The sequence below is a fragment of the Rhodoplanes tepidamans genome (genome assembly GCF_030813915.1).
Lineage (GTDB): Bacteria > Pseudomonadota > Alphaproteobacteria > Rhizobiales > Xanthobacteraceae > Rhodoplanes > Rhodoplanes tepidamans.
Map to the genome: position 1 here is coordinate 1 of NZ_JAUSUJ010000008.1, position 15,851 is coordinate 15,851.

The window sequence follows — 15,851 nt, forward strand, 5'->3', positions numbered from 1 at the left end:
CCTGACTCGCTCCGGGATCGGATTCGCCCGAAATTCCGCCGTCACCCGCGCGCAAATCCGCCTCGCGGCATGAAGTCGAGTTCTTGCCCTGCCTCATCGCCAATTTGCCCCATTCGGGCCGTAGCAACCATAGGCTCGGCGCTAGCCCGTGCAGGTTACGAATTTCGACGGCCATCCGGAACCAAATCGACGCGTGCGGATTGTTCGTGGGGTTTGCTCGTCCGGGTCGCCGTTCGGTACGCTTCCGCGCGCTGGCGGTGCTGCCGCGCCGGCAGCCGGCGGGACGAGTCCGGCGCAGGCCGGACCGGGCATTCCGTCGACATGTTTCGCGCATGCCGCGGACGGGCAGGACAGGGACGGAGCACAGATGGACAAGGCCGACGGAGCCGCCGATTCGAAGAACATCCTCGTCGTCGAGGACGAGATCATGATCCGGATGCTGCTCGAGGACATGCTCGGGGACCTCGGATACACCATCGCCGGAGCGGTGGGCCGGATCGACGACGCGGTCAAGCTCGCCAAGGCCGGCGCGTTCGACCTGGCGATCCTCGACGTCAACCTCAACGGCCAGACCGTCAGCCCGGTGGCCGAGATCCTGGAGGAGCGCGGCGTGCCCTTCGTGTTCGCCACCGGCTACGGCGAGCGCGGCCTCCCCGAGAAGTTCATGAACCGCCCCACCCTGCAGAAGCCCTTCCAGCAGGAAAACCTCAGCCGCATCCTCTCGCAGGCCTTCGACCGCGCCGCGGTGGCGTGAGGGCGGGCGAGCAGCGAATAGCGAATAGCGAATGGACATCACGGGGCGCTTCGGCGCCCCGTTTTTATTCGGCGTGAGCCACGCGGGCAGTCATTCCGGGGCGCGGCGAAGCCGCGAACCCGGAATCCAGCGGCAGACTCCGACTTCACGGCTGGATTCCGGGTTCGGCGCTGCGCGCCGCCCCGGAATGACCATCCTCGCGGGCGCCTTGGCGCTGGTCGCCACCCGCTATTCGCCACTCGCTATTCGCCGCCCGCGTCCCGCGAAAACACCTGGGCCAGCGTCGTCATGAACGGCTCGTCGGTCATGTCGAGGCGGAGCGGCGTGACGGTGATGCGCTTCTCGGCGAGGCCGGCGAGGTCGGTGCCGCGCGACGGCTCCTTGCGCTTCACCCGGTCGAAGGCGATCCAGAAATACGGGTTGCCGCGGCCGTCGTAGCGCGGATCGATGCGCAGCCAGTCGATGTCGCGCTTGCCCTGGCTCGACACCGCGATGCCCTTCACGTCGTCCGGCCGGCAGTCCGGGAAGTTGATGTTGATCAGCACGTCGCGCGGGATGCCGGTGTCGATCACCCTGCGGATCAGCGCGGGCGCGTGCTTCAGCCCGGTGTCCCAGTGCGGGAGCTGGCGGCTCTCCGCCCCGTAGGACTGCGACAGCGCGATCGACGGGATGCCGAGGATGGTGCCCTCGATGGCGCCCGCGATCGTGCCGGAATAGGTGACGTCCTCGGCGACGTTGGAGCCGCGGTTGACGCCCGACAGCACGAGGTCCGGCCGCTTGCCCTCGACGACGTGGCGCACCCCCATGATCACGCAGTCGGTCGGCGTGCCCTTCACGGCGAAGCGCCGGTCCCCGATGGCGCGCAGCCGCAACGGATCGTTGAGCGACAGCGAGTGCGAGACGCCCGACTGGTCGAACTCGGGGGCGACGATCCAGACGTCGTCGGAGAGGGCGCGGGCGATCTCGACGCAGACGTCGAGCCCCGGCGCGTGGATGCCGTCGTCGTTGGTGACCAGGATGCGCATCAGTATCGTCTGCTCCGGTACGGCTCCTGTCCGCCAGCCGTCATTCCGGGGCGCGCTGAAAGCGCGAACCCGGAATCCAGCCACGAAGCAGGAGCCTGCCGCTGGAGTCCGGGTTCGCGAGCCTTCGGCCCGCGCCCCGGAATGACCGCGGCAAATGGCGAGGGCGGAACGGCTGTCGTCACGCCGTCGCCTCGATGACCTTCAGCCCGCCCATGTAGGGCTGCAGCACGTCGGGGACGGCGATCGCGCCGTCGGCCTGCTGGTAGTTCTCCATCACGGCGATCATGGCGCGGCCGACGGCGACGCCCGAGCCGTTGAGGGTGTGGACCGGCCGCACGGCGCGGCCCTCGGCGGTGCGATAGCGCGCGCTCATGCGGCGCGCCTGGAAGTCGCCGCATACTGAGCAGGACGAGATCTCGCGGAACATCCCCTGCCCCGGGAGCCACACCTCGATGTCGTAGGTCTTCTGCGACGCGAAGCCCATGTCGCCGGTGCACAGGGTGATGACACGGTAGTGCAGGCCGAGCCGACGCAGCACCTCCTCAGCGCAGGACAGCATACGCTCGTGCTCGTTTTTGCTTTCTTCGGGAGTCGTAATGGATACCAGCTCGACCTTGTAGAACTGGTGCTGGCGGATCATACCGCGGGTGTCCCGCCCGGCCGCGCCCGCTTCCGCGCGGAAGCAGTAGGTGCCGGCGGTCAGCCGCAGCGGCAGCTCGGTCTCATTCAAAATCTGCTCACGCACCAGATTGGTCAGCGGCACCTCGGCCGTCGGAATGAGCCAGCGACGGTTGGCGGCAAGGCCCAAATACTCCAACGGTTTTTCTTCATTGGGATCAAGCGAAACAGGCTCTGCCCCTCGCGCCACGGATTTGAGCCCCTCACCCGAGAGGGCCGCGAACTGATCGTCGAAAAACTTCGGCAGCTGCGCCGTGCCGAACATGGCGTCGTCACGCACCAGCAGCGGCGGTGAGACCTCGGTGTAGCCGTGCTCGGTCGTGTGGAGATCGAGCATGAACTGGGCGAGCGCGCGCTCCAGCCGGGCGAGCTTGCTCTTCAGCACCACGAAGCGCGCGCCCGACATTCGAGACGCCGCCTCGAAGTCCATCTGCTTGAGGCCTTCGCCAAGCTCGAAGTGCTGGCGCGGCGTGAAGGTCAGCACCGGCGGGGCGCCGAACTTGTGATGCTCGACATTGCCGTGCTCGTCGGCGCCGTTGGGCACTTCTTTCAGCGGCAGATTCGGTATCTCAAGCAAGAGCCGATTGAGTCGACCTTCAGCCTCGGCCTCTTCCGCTTCGAGCCGAGAGATCGAAGCTTTTAGGTCCGCCACCTCCGCCATCAAGGATTCAGCGAGTGCCTGATCTTTTCGTTTCATTGCATCTGCGATCTTCGCGGACGCCTCCTTTCGCCGAGAAAGGCACCCCTCTTTCACTCGGATAATGGCCCGCCGGTGCTCATCGATAGAAATTAGGTTCTGTGCCTGACCGGAGAGACCACGGCGCTTGAGCGCTTCGTCGAAGGCCGATGGATTTTCGCGGATCCATTTGATGTCATGCATGACTTGAGCTCTAGCGGCGTGTCGCGGACGTGGCGGAATCGATGGGCCTTTATAGCACCATCGTCACGAACGCGCGGCGACGGTGCGGCCTTGGGCGGGACGGGACCGGCGGCCCCGAAAGATCAGCCCGTCGGGGTCGAGGCGGCCGGCGGTGGGGCCGCGTCGGCCGCGGCCTTCGCGGCCTCGTCCTGCGCCTTCTTCTCGACGAAGCGGACCGAATGGATCGCGGCCTCGTAGAGGATCATCAGCGGGACGGCGAGCGAGAGCTGGGAGATCACGTCGGGCGGGGTGAGCACGGCGGCGATGACGAAGGCACCGACGATGAAGTAACGGCGCTTGGCCTTGAGCATCGCGGAATCGACGATACCGATGCGCCCGAGCAGCGTGAGGATCACGGGGAGCTGGAACGCCACCCCGAAGGCGAGCACCAGGCTCATCATCAGGCCGAGATACTCGCCGACCTTCGGCAGCAGCGCGATGTCCGCGGTCTGGCCGCCGCCGAGCTGCTGCATGCCGAGCGAGAAGCGCACCAGCATCGGCATCACCAGGAAGTAGACGACCATGGCGCCGAGCAGGAAGAAGATCGGCGTTGCCACAAGATAGGGCAGGAACGCGTTGCGCTCGTGGCGGTAGAGGCCGGGCGCGACGAACATGTAGATCTGCGTCGCGATCACCGGGAAGGCGAGGAACACCGCGCCGAACATCGCGAGCTTGAGCTGGGTGACGAAGTACTCCAGCAGCGCCGTATAGATGAATTTCGAGTTCTCGGGGCCGGCGACCCACACGAAGGGCCACACCAGCACGTTGTAGATCTGCTTGGCGAAGGCGAAGCAGAGGATGAACATGACCGCGAAGGCGATGAGCGACTTGATGAGCCGCGACCGCAGCTCGATCAGGTGGTCCATCAGCGGCGCCTTGGTCGCCTCGATGTCCTCGTGGGTCATGCCGGGCGGTTCCCTGTCGGTGCGCCCTCGTCCGCGGGCGTCGCCGGCGGCGCGCCGACCGGCTCGGGCGCGGCCGCGACGGGCTCGGGCGCCACAGGCCGGGCCGGCGGCGCGGACGGCAGCTCGGCCGGCGCGGCGGCGGCGCCGGCGACCGGCTCGGTGCTGGGCGCCGCGGCGGGCGGCGGCCCGGACGCGGGCGTCACGCTCTCGGGCGATGCGGTCTCGGGCGTCGCGGTCTCGGGCGCGTGGATGGTGGGCTCGGGCGCGGGCGCCACGCCCTCGGGGGCCGGCAGGGCCGCGGGGGTCTCGGAGGTCGTGTCGATCGCCGGCGTCGCGGCCGCGGGCTTCGGCGTGTCGGCGAGCGGATCGTAGGTCGTGAGGCTGCGGGCCGCGTCGTTGAGCTCGTCGACCTGCTTCTTCAGGTCGGCCATCTCGGCCTCGCGCAGCGCCTCCTGGAACTGGCCCTGGAACTCGGCCGCCATGCGGCGCATCTTCCCGGTCCATTGCCCGACGGCGCGCAGCACGCCCGGCAGCTCCTTCGGCCCGATCGCGATCAGCGCGACCACACCGATGAGCAGGAGCTCGCTCCACCCGATATCGAACATCTTGGCTCCGACGGTGCCGCCGTCCCCGAGAGGCGCGGGCCCCGCAATGGCCGGCCATGCGCCGGCGCGACGTCCAGCGGTTTGCCGCAGAACGACCGCGGGTTCAAGGGTCGGGCACCGATACGGCCGCCCGCGCGCGCCGGGACCGCTGGCCCGGGCCGCCGGCCGGCGCGGGGGGCGAGGATCAGCCGGCCTTGTGGGTCTCGGTCTGGGGCTGCTGGACGGACTGGGCCGACTGGTGGTCGATGGTCTTCACCGGCTCGGCCGGCTTCACGGGCTCGGCCTTGGCGGTGTCGTCCTCCGCCATGCCCTTCTTGAACGCCTTGATGCCCTGGGCGACGTCGCCCATCATCTCGGAGATCTTGCCGCGGCCGAACAGCAGCAGGACCACGCCGAGAACGATGATCCAGTGCCAGATGCTCATGGAACCCATCGGAATACCCTCCAACCGACGGGCCGCGTTTTCGGGCTCGCCTTCGGTTTTGTCGTGAACCTAGGCGGACGGTCGGTCAAAAACAAGAACCGCCCGCGCGTCGATTGCGCACGCCGTTGAAGAGAGTTGATGCCGCTGCCGCGCACCCGGATGGCCTCGTGTCCCGGGCGCGGCGCTTCAGGCCGTGACCCGGGCCCCAGGGCGGTCGAACGAGGCGGTCCGAGGCGCCCTGCCGTGCCGCCCCCGGGCCCCGGGCCCTGCGGCGCATCAGGTCTCCGACCCGATGCGCCTCGTCCGGGACAAGCGGCCGAGACACGCGGAAGCCGCTTCAACCCTCAGGCCGCGCAGTCGCCCACGGCAACTCAGTCCCCCTCCTCGCGCACCGGCGTCTCGGGCGGCGCATCGGGGGCGGCCTCGCCGGCGGGCGGCTCCTCGACCCGCGGGGCGAGGCCGAGATCGAGCTCGACCGCGTCGAGCGGATCCTCGTCCTCGCGCAGCGCCGGGTCGTCGGAGGGATTCGGCACGCCGAAGCCGGACGGCAGCTGGCCGTCGAACAGGCCGGCGCCCTTCAGCTCGTCGAGCCCCGGCAGGTCGTTGAGCTGCTCCAGGCCGAAATGCGAGAGGAACTGGTCGGTGGTGCCGTAGGTGACGGGCCGGCCCGGCGCCTTGCGGCGGCCGCGCGGCCGGATCCAGCCGGTCTCCAGGAGCACGTCGATGGTGCCCTTGGCGACCGCGACGCCGCGGATCTCCTCGATCTCGGCCCGCGTCACCGGCTGGTGATAGGCGATGATGGCGAGGGTCTCGACCGCGGCGCGCGACAGCTTCTTCGGCTCGGAGGCCTCGTGGGTGAGCAGCCAGGCGAGGTCGTTCGCCGTGCGGAACGCCCACTTGGTGCCGAGGCGCACCAGGTTGACGCCGCGCGGCGCGTATTCGAGCTGCAGCCGCTTGAGGCCGGAATGGATGTCGGCGCCGGACGGCATCCGCTTGGCCAGCGCCTTCTCCTCGACCGGCTCGGACGCGGCGAACAGCAGCGCCTCCAGCAGGCGCAGCTCGTCGGGCCGGGCCTCCGGCCCCGCCGCGTCGTCGGCGGCCGGATTCGCCTCCGCGGCGGCCAGCGCCTCGACCGGCTGATCGGCCTCGTCCGCCTCCGCCTGGTCGCCGGCGGCATCCGCCTCGTCCGCGGCCTCCGTCACGGCCTCGACGGCCATCTCGGGCTCCGCCTCGATCGTCGCGTCGGCGACGAGCGCGGCGCCGTCGGCCTCCGGCATCTCCGGCGCGGTGACGTCGGCCTCGACGGGCGCGGACTCCGCGGCTTCGGACTCCGCGGCATCAAATTCGGCAGCATCGGACTCGCCGACCCCGGGGGCGGCGGCCTCGTCGCGCGCGTGCGCGGTGTCCGGTGCGACCGGCTCGCGAGCCTCCCCGTGGGCGGCTTCGTTCTCGGGGACCATGGTCGCCTCTTCGGCCAATTTCGCTATCCGCCATCCGTCGCGGCTCATGTCGGGCATCCCCTCGTCGTCATTGGACCGGCTCGCTCGCCGCGGACGGCGGCAGCGGCGAGTCGTCGGGCACGGTCGTGTGCTTGCGCACATAGATGGGCGCGAATGCGGTGGGCTGATGGACATCCATCACGCCTTCGCGCACCAGCTCCAGCAGGGCGGCGAGGCTGGAGGCGTAGACGGTCGGCCGCATCGACGGCTCGACCGCGTAGGAGACCAGGAACCCGTCGAGAACGCTCCACTCCTCGGACGCGACGGTGCCGAGCAGGCGCTGCAGGATCGAGCGCGCCTCGGCCAGCGACCAGACGTTGCGCTTCTTCATCCGCACATGGGCGAGCGCCTGGCGCTGCCGCTGCGAAGCGTAGGCGGACAGGAGGTCGTAGAGGGTCGCCGACCATTCCGGCCGCTTGATCTCCTCGATCGGCTCGGGATCGCCGCGGCCGAACACCTCGCGGCCGAGCTGCGGCCGGCTCATCAGCTTGGCGGCGGCGTCGCGGATCGCCTCCAGCCGCTTCAGGCGCAGTGCCAGGGCGGCGGCCATGTCGGTGGCGCTCACCCCTTCCGGCTCGCTGCCGGCCGGCAGCAGCAGGCGCGATTTCAGGTAGGCGAGCCACGCCGCCATCACCAGATAGTCGGCGGCGAGCTCGAGCCGCAGCCGCCGCGCCTCCTCGACGAAGGCGAGATACTGCTCGGCGAGCGCCAGGATCGAGATCTTGTGGAGGTCGACCTTCTGCTGGCGGGCGAGCGCGAGCAGGAGGTCGAGCGGACCCTCGAAGCCCTCGACGTCGACGATCAGGGCCGGCTCGTCGGCGGCCCGGTCGACCTCGACCACCTCCTGCGGATACTGCGCCGGCGTCTCCGCCGCGGGCTGGGCCGCGGCGCCCTCGCCGGCGGCGGTCTCCGCCGCCGGGCCCTGCCCGGCCGCAGCGTCCGCTGCCGTGTCCTGCCCGGCCGCGGCTTCCGCCGGAACGTCCGGAACCGCCGGCACGGCGGGATCGGCCGCGCCGTCGGTGGCGGGGTCCGGGCCGGGCGGCGGGGCGCCGGTCGGGTCGATGCCGGAGTCGTCGGTCATGGGGCTCGCGTCACCCAGCGGCTGAAGATGCGGCGATCATACGGGAAAACGCAGCCCGCGCCTCGGCGAGGTCGGCCGCGTCGGGTGCCGGGCGGGCCGCCAGGGCCGCCGCGCAGCGGGCCGCCGCGGCCCCCGCGAGCACCGGACTTTCGGCGGCAACCTCTTCCATCTCCGCGAGATTGCCGTTGCAATGCAAGGCCAGATCGCAGCCGGCGGCGAGCGCCGCGCGGGTGCGCTCCGCGATGCTGCCGGACAGCGCCCCCATCGACAGGTCGTCGGTCATCAGGGCGCCCGAGAAGCCGATCGCGCCGCGAATCACCTCGGCGACGACGGCCGGCGACAGGGTCGCCGGGCGCTCCGGATCGATCGCCGTGTAGACGACATGCGCCGTCATGCCGAGCGGCAGGCGGGCGAGCGGCCGGAACGCGGCGAAGTCGGTCGCCTCCAGGGCCGCCCGGTCGGCCCGCACCACCGGCAGGGCCTTGTGGCTGTCGCAGGCGGCGCGGCCGTGGCCGGGCAGATGCTTGACCACCGGCAGGACGCCGCCCGCCATCAGGCCGTCGGCGATCGCCGCGGCGACCGCCGCGACGGCCGCGGCCGTCACCCCGTAGGCGCGGTCGCCGATGACGGGGTCGCCCTCGGGGGCCGGCACGTCGGCGAGCGGCAGGCAGTCGACCGTGATGCCGAGCGCGGCGAGGTCGGCGGCGATCAGGCGGCCACCCAGCCGGGCGGCGGCGAGCCCGGCCGCGGGATCGCGGGCATGGAGCGCGCCGTAGACGGCGCCGGCCGGATAGGCCGGCCAGTGCGGCGGCCCGAGGCGCTGCACCCGGCCGCCCTCCTGGTCCACCAGCACGGCCGCTTCGGCGCCGGCTGCATCGCGAAAGTCGTCAACCAGCGCAGAGACCTGCGCAGGGTTGTCGATGTTCCGCTTGAACAGGATGAGCCCCCACGGCCGAGCCGCGCGGACGAACTGCCGCTCGGCGTCGGTCAGGCGCGGTCCGGCCACCCCGGTGATGAACGCACGAGCCGTCATGGCGCCGTTATCCCGGTCCCGGGCGCCGAGGTCAAAGCACGCGCGCCGCCCGGGGACAGTTATCCCCCGTCGGGCGTTCTCCCTGCCGCATGCGGCGAAAGCACGGCTCGCAGGATCGGGCCGCCGGCCGCGGATCCCCCTGCCCCACGCCGGGCTCGTGCGGCCATGGCCCTCGTTGCCGGCGGACCGGCCTTGGCGGCGGGAGGGACCGGCACGCGGCCGGGCATGACGCGGCGGCGTTGCCGGGCCCGGCTCAGTTCTTCTGGACCAGGCAGTTGCCGCCGGCCGCCTTCAGGCTCTCGCACAGGCGGATCGCCTCCTCGCGGCTGGCGAACGGGCCGACCTGGCTGCCGTAATAGATGCCCTTGGCGCCGAGATCCTTCCTCTTGACCAGGACCTGGCGGTCGGACAGCACCGACGGATACTTCGCCTGCATGACCCGGAACGAGGCGCGGGCCTCCTCGGGGGTCTTCTGGGCGGAGAGCTGGACCACGTAGTTGCCGGCGGCGGCCGGGCTCGGCTGCGGCGCCAGCATGGCAGTCTGCGGCGCCGGACGGGGCGCCGCCGGAGCGGCCTGGGGCGTGATCGACATCGGCGCGTTGCCGGACGGGGCGGCCGGACGGGCAGCGGCGGCCGCCGGTGCCACCGGCGTCGCCGCCGGCGGACGGCTGCCGGACTCGTTCTCCGGCCGGATCGTCACGGTGCGGATCTTCTTCGGCTCGCCGGGCTGGGCCGACGGCACGGTGGCGGGCGCCGCCACGGCGGGCGGCAGATTGGCGGACGGGAGATTGGCGGACGGGAGATTGGCGGTGGCGTCGGCCGCGGCGTCGCGGATCGCCACCGGCTGCTCCTCGCGCGGCACCAGCCGCTCGTTCTGGCCGCCGACGCGCTCGTAGATCTGCTTGTCGCCGCCCTGGGTCGCCGAGGCGATCTTCTTGGGCGCGGTGTCGGCCCGGATCACGGGCGGGCCCGACTCGCGGACGTTGCCGCCCTTGAGGCTGCGCCAGCCATAGGCGCCGGCGGTGCCGACGACGGCGAGCGCCATGATGGCGGCGGCGATCGTGAAGCCGCGCCCGCGCGACTTCGGCGGCGCGGCCGGGGCGTAGCCGCCGGCGGCGTAGCGGTCCTCGGCGGCGGTGCCGTAGGGGTCGCGGGCGCGCTCGGGATCGTAGTACTCGCCGGTCTCGAACGCCCCGTCGGCGGCCGGCGCGTAGCGCGGATCGTATTCCAGCGCGTCCTCGCGGCGCATCGCCAGCGGCTCGGCGTGCGACGGGAACATCGGCTCCGCCGCGGCGTAGCGCGAATCGAGCGGCGCACCGTGGGGATCGACGTAGCCCTGGTCGCGATAGCTCTGCGGGTCGTAGCCCTGCGCGTCGTGGCCCTGCTCGTGATAGGCCGGATCACCGTAGGTCGAACGGCCGGCGCCCGGCTGGGCGGAGCCCTGGTCCGGCTCCCAGGCCGTCTCCGGTGCGGGCGGCGGCACCGGATCGCGGCTGCGCGCGGCACGCCAGCCGGTGTCGGCGGGGCGCGGCTCCGGCGGCACGTCGGGCGCGCGGGCGGTCAGCCAGGCGGGCGGGTCGATGCGGCGCGGATCGGCGGCCGCCCCGCGCGGCGCCGGCGGCTCGGTGTAGCCGTCGTAGCGCTGGTCGGGATAGCGGTCGTCGGAGTCCGGCGACTGGCCGGCGTAGCGCGGCGCCCAGCCGCGGGCGCCGGAGCTCTCGTCCGCCGCACCGCGGCCGAAGCGCGGCTCGGAGTAGCCGGACGGCGCTTGGCCAAGATCGGGCTCGCCGTAGCGGTCGGCGGCGCGGGACTCGGTGGTGCGCAGATCGCTGGCGCGCGCTTCGGGCAGGCGGGGCGCGGGCTCGCGCCGGAGCGGCGGCGCCGGGCCGCGCTCGATGCGGCTCTCCACCCCGTCGCGGGGCGCGCCGTCGCGTGCGACGCCGTCGCGCATCCGCGCGACGCGGCTCGTCGGCTCGTAGGCGACCGGATCGTTCTGGCCGATCAGGCGCGCGAGCTCCACCAACGGATCGGTCGCGGGATCGGTGCGAGGCGTGCCCCGTGCCGCTGCCGCGCCAGCCCCGTCGGTTCGACGATTACGGTCATCCGCCATGCCAGCCAGCCCACCGGTCGCGGCGCCACTCTTGTACAGTCGGACGCGGCCTTATCACCGCTGGTCCGGTACCGCGCCGGCGAGGGTCACCGCATCTCGTCAGGCGCTTCGACCCCGAGCAGACCAAGCCCCACGGAGAGCACCGTGATCACACCTTGAACCAGCGCGAGACGGGCCAACGTCAGTTGTGGATCATCCTGGATAATGAAACGTAAATGTGGCGAGTCCTTGCCCCCGCGCGTGTATTGGGCATGGAAGTCGCTGGCCAGGTCGTAGAGGTAGAAGGCAATGCGGTGCGGCTCGTGCGCCGCCGCCGCCGCCTCGATCAGGCGCGGGAACTGGGCGATGGTGCGCATCAGGCCGATCTCGCCCGGATCGACCAGGCGCTCCAGCGGCGCCGAGGCGAGCCACAGCGCGAGCACGGCGGGCCCTTTCCAGTCCTCCGGCATCTCCGGCACGACCTCGCGGGCGTTGCGGAAGATCGACTTGCCGCGGGCGTGGCCGTACTGGACGTAGAACACCGGGTTGTCGCGCGACTGCTCGATCACCTTGGCGAGGTCGAAGTCGAGCACGGCGTCGTTCTTGCGGTACAGCATCATGAACCGCACGGCGTCGCGGCCGACCTCGTCCACCACTTCACGAAGTGTCACGAAGTCCCCGGCCCGCTTGGACATCTTCACCGGCTGCCCGGCCCGCAGCAGCTTCACGAGCTGGACGATCTTGACGTCGAGCGCGGCGCGGCCGTCGCTCACCGCCTTGACGGCCGCCTGCATGCGCTTGACGTAGCCGCCGTGGTCGGCGCCCCACACGTCGATCAGGTCGTCGAAGCCGCGCTCGACCTTGCTCTTGTGGTAGGCGATGTCGGAGGCGAAATACGTGTAGGAGCCGTCCGACTTCTTCAGCGGCCGGTCGATGTCGTCGCCGAACTCGGTGGCGCGGAACAGGGTCTGCTCGCGGTCCTCCCAGTCCTCCGGCGGCGCCCCCTTGGGCGGCGGCAGCCGGCCCTCGTAGACCTTCCCCTCGGCCCGCAGCGCCGCGATGGTGGCGCCGACCCGGTCGGTCTCGCCCTCGATCAGCGAGCGCTCCGAGAAGAACACGTCGTGGCGGACATTGAGGGCGGCGAGATCATCGCGGATCATCGCCATCATCATGTCGATGGCGGTGCGGCGGGCGATCGGCAGCCACTCGGACTCCGGCTTGTCCTTCAGGTCCGGGCCGTAGCGCCGGGCGAGCGCCTTGCCGACCGGCACCAGATAGTCGCCCGGATAGAGACCGTCCGGGATGGCGCCGATGTCCTCGCCCAGCGCCTCGCGGTAGCGCAGAAAGGCCGAGCGGCCGAGCACGTCGACCTGGGCGCCGGCATCGTTGATGTAGTACTCGCGCGTCACCGGCCGGCCCGCGAAGGCGAGCAGGTTGGCGAGCGCGTCGCCGAACACGGCGCCACGGCAGTGGCCGACATGCATGGGCCCGGTCGGGTTGGCCGAGACGTACTCGACATTGACGGGCGCCCCGCCCGGCACGCCGCGAGCATAGTTCGTGCCGGCGGCGAGGACGGCGGCGAGCGCGCCGCGCCAGACGTCCGGCTTCAGGGTCAGGTTGATGAAGCCGGGCCCGGCGATGGCGACGGTGGCGATCCAGTCGTCGGCGCGGAGCCTCTCGGCGATCGCCTCGGCGAGGTCGCGCGGCTTCGTCCCGGCGTCCTTCGCCAGCACCATGGCGGCGTTGGTGGCGAGGTCGCCGTGGCTCGGGTCGCGCGGCGGCTCCACCAGCACGCGGCCGCGGTCGAGCCCGGCCGGCAGCGCCCCGTCGCGGACGAGACCATCGAGCGCGGCCTGCACCCGGGCCAGGACGGCCGCGAAGACGTGGCTGGTTTCTTTCGTCTTTTCAAGCATTTTGGTTCGTGTCCCGGGGCGCCGGCGCCGGCCGCGCCACTAACGCAATTGCGGCGTCGAGTCAAAGAGGTGGCGATGCTCGATCAGGGCATAGCGATCGGTCATGCCGGCGATGAAGTCGGCGATGCGGCGAGCCCGGGCGCCCGCGTCGTCCGGCAGGTCGTGCCGCCACTCGGCCGGCAGGCTGTCCGGGGCCTCGGCATAGCGGCCGAACAGGTCGACCAGCACGCCCTCGGCCGCGGTCATCACCTGCATGACCCGCGGATGCCGGTACATGTGGGTCCACAGGAACCCCTTGATGGCCTTGTCGGCGGCCGCCATGCCGGCCGAGAATGCAACCAGCGGTGATTCGGCGGCCCGGACGTCCGCCACCGACCGGGGGCTCTGCGCGGCGACGCGGCGGCGGGTCTCGGCCACCACGTCGACGATCATCTGGGTGATCAGGCGGCGAATCAGCTCGTGGACGAGCCGGGCCGGATCGAGATTTTTGTGCTCTGCACAAACATCCCCCACGATGTGCGCAACAATTTCGACCTGCGACAGCTCGTCGAGGCCGAACAGGCCGGCCCGGAGCCCGTCGTCCATGTCGTGGGCATCGTAGGCGATGTCGTCCGCGATGGCGCCGACCTGGGCCTCCAGGCTCGGAAAGCTCCAGAGATCCAGATTGTGCAGTGCAATATAGTCCCGGATGGTGTGCGCCAGATTCTGTTCTGCACTGCACAAATCCGCCGATCGTCGGGTGAGCGGGCCGTTGTGCTTCACCAGCCCTTCCAGCGTCTCCCACGTCAGGTTGAGTCCGTCGAAGCCGGGATAGCGGCGCTCCAGGCGGGTCACCACGGCGAGCGTCTGGGCGTTGTGGTCGAAGCCGCCATGGCCGGCGAGGCAGCGGTCGAGCGCCCGCTCGCCGGCGTGGCCGAACGGCGGATGGCCGAGATCGTGGGCGAGCGCGCAGGCCTCGGCCAGATCCTCGTCGAGGCCGAGTTGGCGGGCGATCGAGCGCGCCACCTGGGTGACCTCGAGCGTGTGGGTCAGCCGGGTGCGGAAGTGATCGCCCTCGTGATAGACGAACACCTGGGTCTTGTGGGCGAGCCGGCGGAACGCGGTCGAATGGATCACCCGGTCGCAGTCGCGCCGGAAGGCGCTGCGGCCCGGGCTCGGCGGCTCCGGATGGAGCCGCCCCCGGCTCGCCGCCGCATCGGCCGCATAGGGCATGAGCCCGCATGCTTCCTGAACCGCCATGAAGGCCTCGCCCCGTCGCCCGCCGCATTGACCGGCGTCCGGGCAGCACTTACCTGTTTTGGGCCGGAGCACGCAATTCGAAGGGCCTCGCGATGACCGACGTCAGCCTCACGGACATCACCCTCACGGACAGCGCGGTGCGGCGCATCGGCGAGATCCTCGCCGCCGAGCCGGCCGGCGCAATGCTGCGCGTCAGCGTCGAAGGCGGCGGCTGCTCGGGCTTCCAGTACAAGTTCGACCTCGACCGGCAGAAGGCGGCGGACGATCTCGTGCTCGCGCGCGACGGCGCCACCGTGCTGATCGACCCGGTGTCGCAGCAGTACATGGCCGGCGCCCAGATCGACTTCGTCGACGACCTGATCGGCGCCGCCTTCAAGATCCGCAACCCGGTGGCCACCGCCTCCTGCGGCTGCGGCACCAGCTTCTCGATCTGACGGCGCCCGGCAGGCGCGTCCCGTCCACGCATGCGAACCGCCGCGCGTGCCCGTGGAGGCGTGCGTGCGGCCGTGCTGCATCCGACGCAGCGCTGATGTCGCGAATTCGCAGGGACGTTTTCGGCCAGTTTTACCCGATTTTGGCGGATCTTTCCCTAGATCCGGGTTCACAGGATCGCAACCATGGCATCGTGCCCCACGATGCCCAACCCCCGTTCCGTGCATGATCACCCGGCGGCTCGCCTGCTCTGCCCTCGCGGGCGCGACCCTGGTCGCGCTCGGCCGGACCGCGGGCACCAGCGACGCGCCGGTCCGCATCGTCATTCCGGCGGTCGGCAGCGGCGGCACCGACATCCTGGCCCGGCTGATCGCCGGCGAGCTGGAGCGCCAGTGGCGCCGGCCCGTCACGGTCGAGAACATGCCGGGGGCGGCCGGCGGGATCGCGGCGCGGGCCGTGATGCGGGCCGCCCCGGACGGCGGCACCCTGCTGATGGGCTCGACCGGCACCCTGATGGCGGCGGCGAGCGGCGCCGACGGACGGCTGCCGGCCAGCTACCGGGTGACCGACCAGTTCGTCCCCGTCGTGCTGGTCGCCGCCCCGCCCTATGTGGTGACGCTGCATCCGGCCGTGCCGGCCCGCACGATCGCCGAGCTGATCGGCCTCGCCCGCGCCCGCCAGGCCGAGGGGCGACCGCTGCGCTACGGCTCCTCCGGATCCGGCGCCGCCTCGCATCTCACCGCCGTGCTGTTCGAGAAGGAGGCGGAGGTCGAGCTCCAGCACGTGCCGCTGCTCGGCACCGGCGCGGCGATCGAGGAGCTGCTCGCCGGCCGCATCGACCTGCTGTTCGGCCCGCCCCAGACGGTGCGCGACTCGATCGCGGCCGGCCGGCTGGTCGCCGTCGCGACCACCGGACCGGAGCGCTCGCCGTCGTTTCCGGACGTGCCGACCGTCGCCGAGTCCGGGCTGCCGGGCTTCGCCTCGGTCGGCTGGTTCGGCCTCCTGGCGCCACGCGGCACGCCCGCCCGGACCGTCGCGGGCATCGCCGCCGACGTCGCGGCCCTGCTCGGCCGTCCGGAGATCCGCGGCCGCCTGGCGAGCCTCGGCGCCACGGCGCAGCCGTCCACGCCGGCCGCCTTCGCGGCCTTCATCGATGCCGATCTCGCCAAATGGAGCCGCCTGCTCGCGGCGACCGGCGCGCTGCGGATCGACTCGCTGCCGCGCTGACACCGGCGGCGGGCCGGCCGTAGCTGGC

14 protein-coding genes are annotated in these 15,851 nt (G+C 71.5%); 3 read left to right on the forward strand and 11 right to left on the reverse strand.

Annotated features, from left to right (window positions below; genetic code table 11):
- Positions 1-367 precede the first annotated feature (367 nt).
- Positions 368-754 carry a response regulator gene (locus tag J2S22_RS11120; protein WP_272780705.1) on the forward strand — a complete coding sequence of 129 codons (387 nt, stop codon included), beginning with the start codon at positions 368-370 and terminating at the stop codon, positions 752-754.
- 242 nt (positions 755-996) lie between these two features.
- Here J2S22_RS11120 and surE read toward each other — a convergent pair whose 3' ends face one another.
- The 11 genes from surE to J2S22_RS11175 all read right to left on the reverse strand — a co-directional run bounded on the left by surE (position 997) and on the right by J2S22_RS11175 (position 14,164).
- Positions 997-1,779 carry a 5'/3'-nucleotidase SurE gene (gene surE / locus J2S22_RS11125; protein WP_272780704.1) on the reverse strand — a complete coding sequence of 261 codons (783 nt, stop codon included), beginning with the start codon at positions 1,777-1,779 and terminating at the stop codon, positions 997-999.
- A gap of 178 nt (positions 1,780-1,957) precedes the next feature.
- Complete coding sequence (serS, locus tag J2S22_RS11130) at positions 1,958-3,337, reverse strand: serine--tRNA ligase (RefSeq protein WP_272780703.1); 1,380 nt, start codon at positions 3,335-3,337, stop codon at positions 1,958-1,960.
- 122 nt (positions 3,338-3,459) lie between these two features.
- Positions 3,460-4,281: a twin-arginine translocase subunit TatC gene (tatC, locus tag J2S22_RS11135; RefSeq protein WP_272780702.1), complete on the reverse strand. Its 822-nt coding sequence runs from the start codon at positions 4,279-4,281 to the stop codon at positions 3,460-3,462.
- Positions 4,278-4,886: a Sec-independent protein translocase protein TatB gene (gene tatB / locus J2S22_RS11140; protein ID WP_272780701.1), complete on the reverse strand. Its 609-nt coding sequence runs from the start codon at positions 4,884-4,886 to the stop codon at positions 4,278-4,280. The genes tatC and tatB overlap by 4 nt, the downstream gene beginning before the upstream one ends.
- Before the next feature lie 184 nt (positions 4,887-5,070).
- On the reverse strand, positions 5,071-5,319 hold the full coding sequence (locus J2S22_RS11145) for a twin-arginine translocase TatA/TatE family subunit (protein ID WP_272780700.1): 249 nt from the start codon (positions 5,317-5,319) through the stop codon (positions 5,071-5,073).
- A 362-nt stretch (positions 5,320-5,681) separates the two neighbouring features.
- Entirely contained in the window at positions 5,682-6,770 is a 1,089-nt protein-coding gene (scpB, locus tag J2S22_RS11150) for an SMC-Scp complex subunit ScpB (protein WP_370878201.1), read from the reverse strand.
- A gap of 67 nt (positions 6,771-6,837) precedes the next feature.
- Positions 6,838-7,890, reverse strand: a complete 1,053-nt coding sequence (locus J2S22_RS11155) for a segregation and condensation protein A (RefSeq protein ID WP_272780699.1) — start codon at positions 7,888-7,890, stop codon at positions 6,838-6,840.
- 10 nt (positions 7,891-7,900) lie between these two features.
- A complete protein-coding gene (gene nagZ / locus J2S22_RS11160) occupies positions 7,901-8,923 on the reverse strand; it encodes a beta-N-acetylhexosaminidase (RefSeq protein ID WP_272780698.1) in 1,023 nt (340 codons plus the stop codon).
- A gap of 253 nt (positions 8,924-9,176) precedes the next feature.
- Entirely contained in the window at positions 9,177-10,943 is a 1,767-nt protein-coding gene (locus tag J2S22_RS11165; RefSeq protein ID WP_272780697.1) for an SPOR domain-containing protein, read from the reverse strand.
- Between the two features lie 176 nt (positions 10,944-11,119).
- Entirely contained in the window at positions 11,120-12,925 is a 1,806-nt protein-coding gene (argS, locus tag J2S22_RS11170; protein ID WP_272780696.1) for an arginine--tRNA ligase, read from the reverse strand.
- 39 nt (positions 12,926-12,964) lie between these two features.
- Positions 12,965-14,164, reverse strand: a complete 1,200-nt coding sequence (locus J2S22_RS11175; protein ID WP_272840410.1) for a deoxyguanosinetriphosphate triphosphohydrolase — start codon at positions 14,162-14,164, stop codon at positions 12,965-12,967.
- A 92-nt stretch (positions 14,165-14,256) separates the two neighbouring features.
- On the opposite strand from J2S22_RS11175, the gene erpA reads away from it, so the two are divergent.
- The gene (gene erpA, locus J2S22_RS11180) at positions 14,257-14,598 is read left to right on the forward strand and encodes an iron-sulfur cluster insertion protein ErpA (RefSeq protein WP_272777820.1); all 342 of its coding nucleotides are present in this window, start codon (positions 14,257-14,259) and stop codon (positions 14,596-14,598) included.
- A gap of 223 nt (positions 14,599-14,821) precedes the next feature.
- Complete coding sequence (locus tag J2S22_RS11185; RefSeq protein WP_272777819.1) at positions 14,822-15,823, forward strand: Bug family tripartite tricarboxylate transporter substrate binding protein; 1,002 nt, start codon at positions 14,822-14,824, stop codon at positions 15,821-15,823.
- The last annotated feature ends 28 nt before the right edge of the window (positions 15,824-15,851 follow it).

Excerpts from the sequence above, each read along its gene's own strand:
- erpA (WP_272777820.1), top strand. The coding sequence starts at position 14,257 with ATGACCGACGTCAGCCTCACGGACATCACCCTCACGGACAGCGCGGTG.
- tatB (WP_272780701.1), bottom strand. The coding sequence starts at position 4,886 with ATGTTCGATATCGGGTGGAGCGAGCTCCTGCTCATCGGTGTGGTCGCG.
- surE (WP_272780704.1), bottom strand. The coding sequence starts at position 1,779 with ATGCGCATCCTGGTCACCAACGACGACGGCATCCACGCGCCGGGGCTC.
- J2S22_RS11120 (WP_272780705.1), top strand. The coding sequence starts at position 368 with ATGGACAAGGCCGACGGAGCCGCCGATTCGAAGAACATCCTCGTCGTC.
- J2S22_RS11155 (WP_272780699.1), bottom strand. The coding sequence starts at position 7,890 with ATGACCGACGACTCCGGCATCGACCCGACCGGCGCCCCGCCGCCCGGC.
- scpB (WP_370878201.1), bottom strand. The coding sequence starts at position 6,770 with ATGGTCCCCGAGAACGAAGCCGCCCACGGGGAGGCTCGCGAGCCGGTC.
- J2S22_RS11175 (WP_272840410.1), bottom strand. The coding sequence starts at position 14,164 with ATGGCGGTTCAGGAAGCATGCGGGCTCATGCCCTATGCGGCCGATGCG.
- nagZ (WP_272780698.1), bottom strand. The coding sequence starts at position 8,923 with ATGACGGCTCGTGCGTTCATCACCGGGGTGGCCGGACCGCGCCTGACC.
- tatC (WP_272780702.1), bottom strand. The coding sequence starts at position 4,281 with ATGACCCACGAGGACATCGAGGCGACCAAGGCGCCGCTGATGGACCAC.
- J2S22_RS11185 (WP_272777819.1), top strand. The coding sequence starts at position 14,822 with ATGATCACCCGGCGGCTCGCCTGCTCTGCCCTCGCGGGCGCGACCCTG.
- argS (WP_272780696.1), bottom strand. The coding sequence starts at position 12,925 with ATGCTTGAAAAGACGAAAGAAACCAGCCACGTCTTCGCGGCCGTCCTG.
- serS (WP_272780703.1), bottom strand. The coding sequence starts at position 3,337 with ATGCATGACATCAAATGGATCCGCGAAAATCCATCGGCCTTCGACGAA.
- J2S22_RS11145 (WP_272780700.1), bottom strand. The coding sequence starts at position 5,319 with ATGGGTTCCATGAGCATCTGGCACTGGATCATCGTTCTCGGCGTGGTC.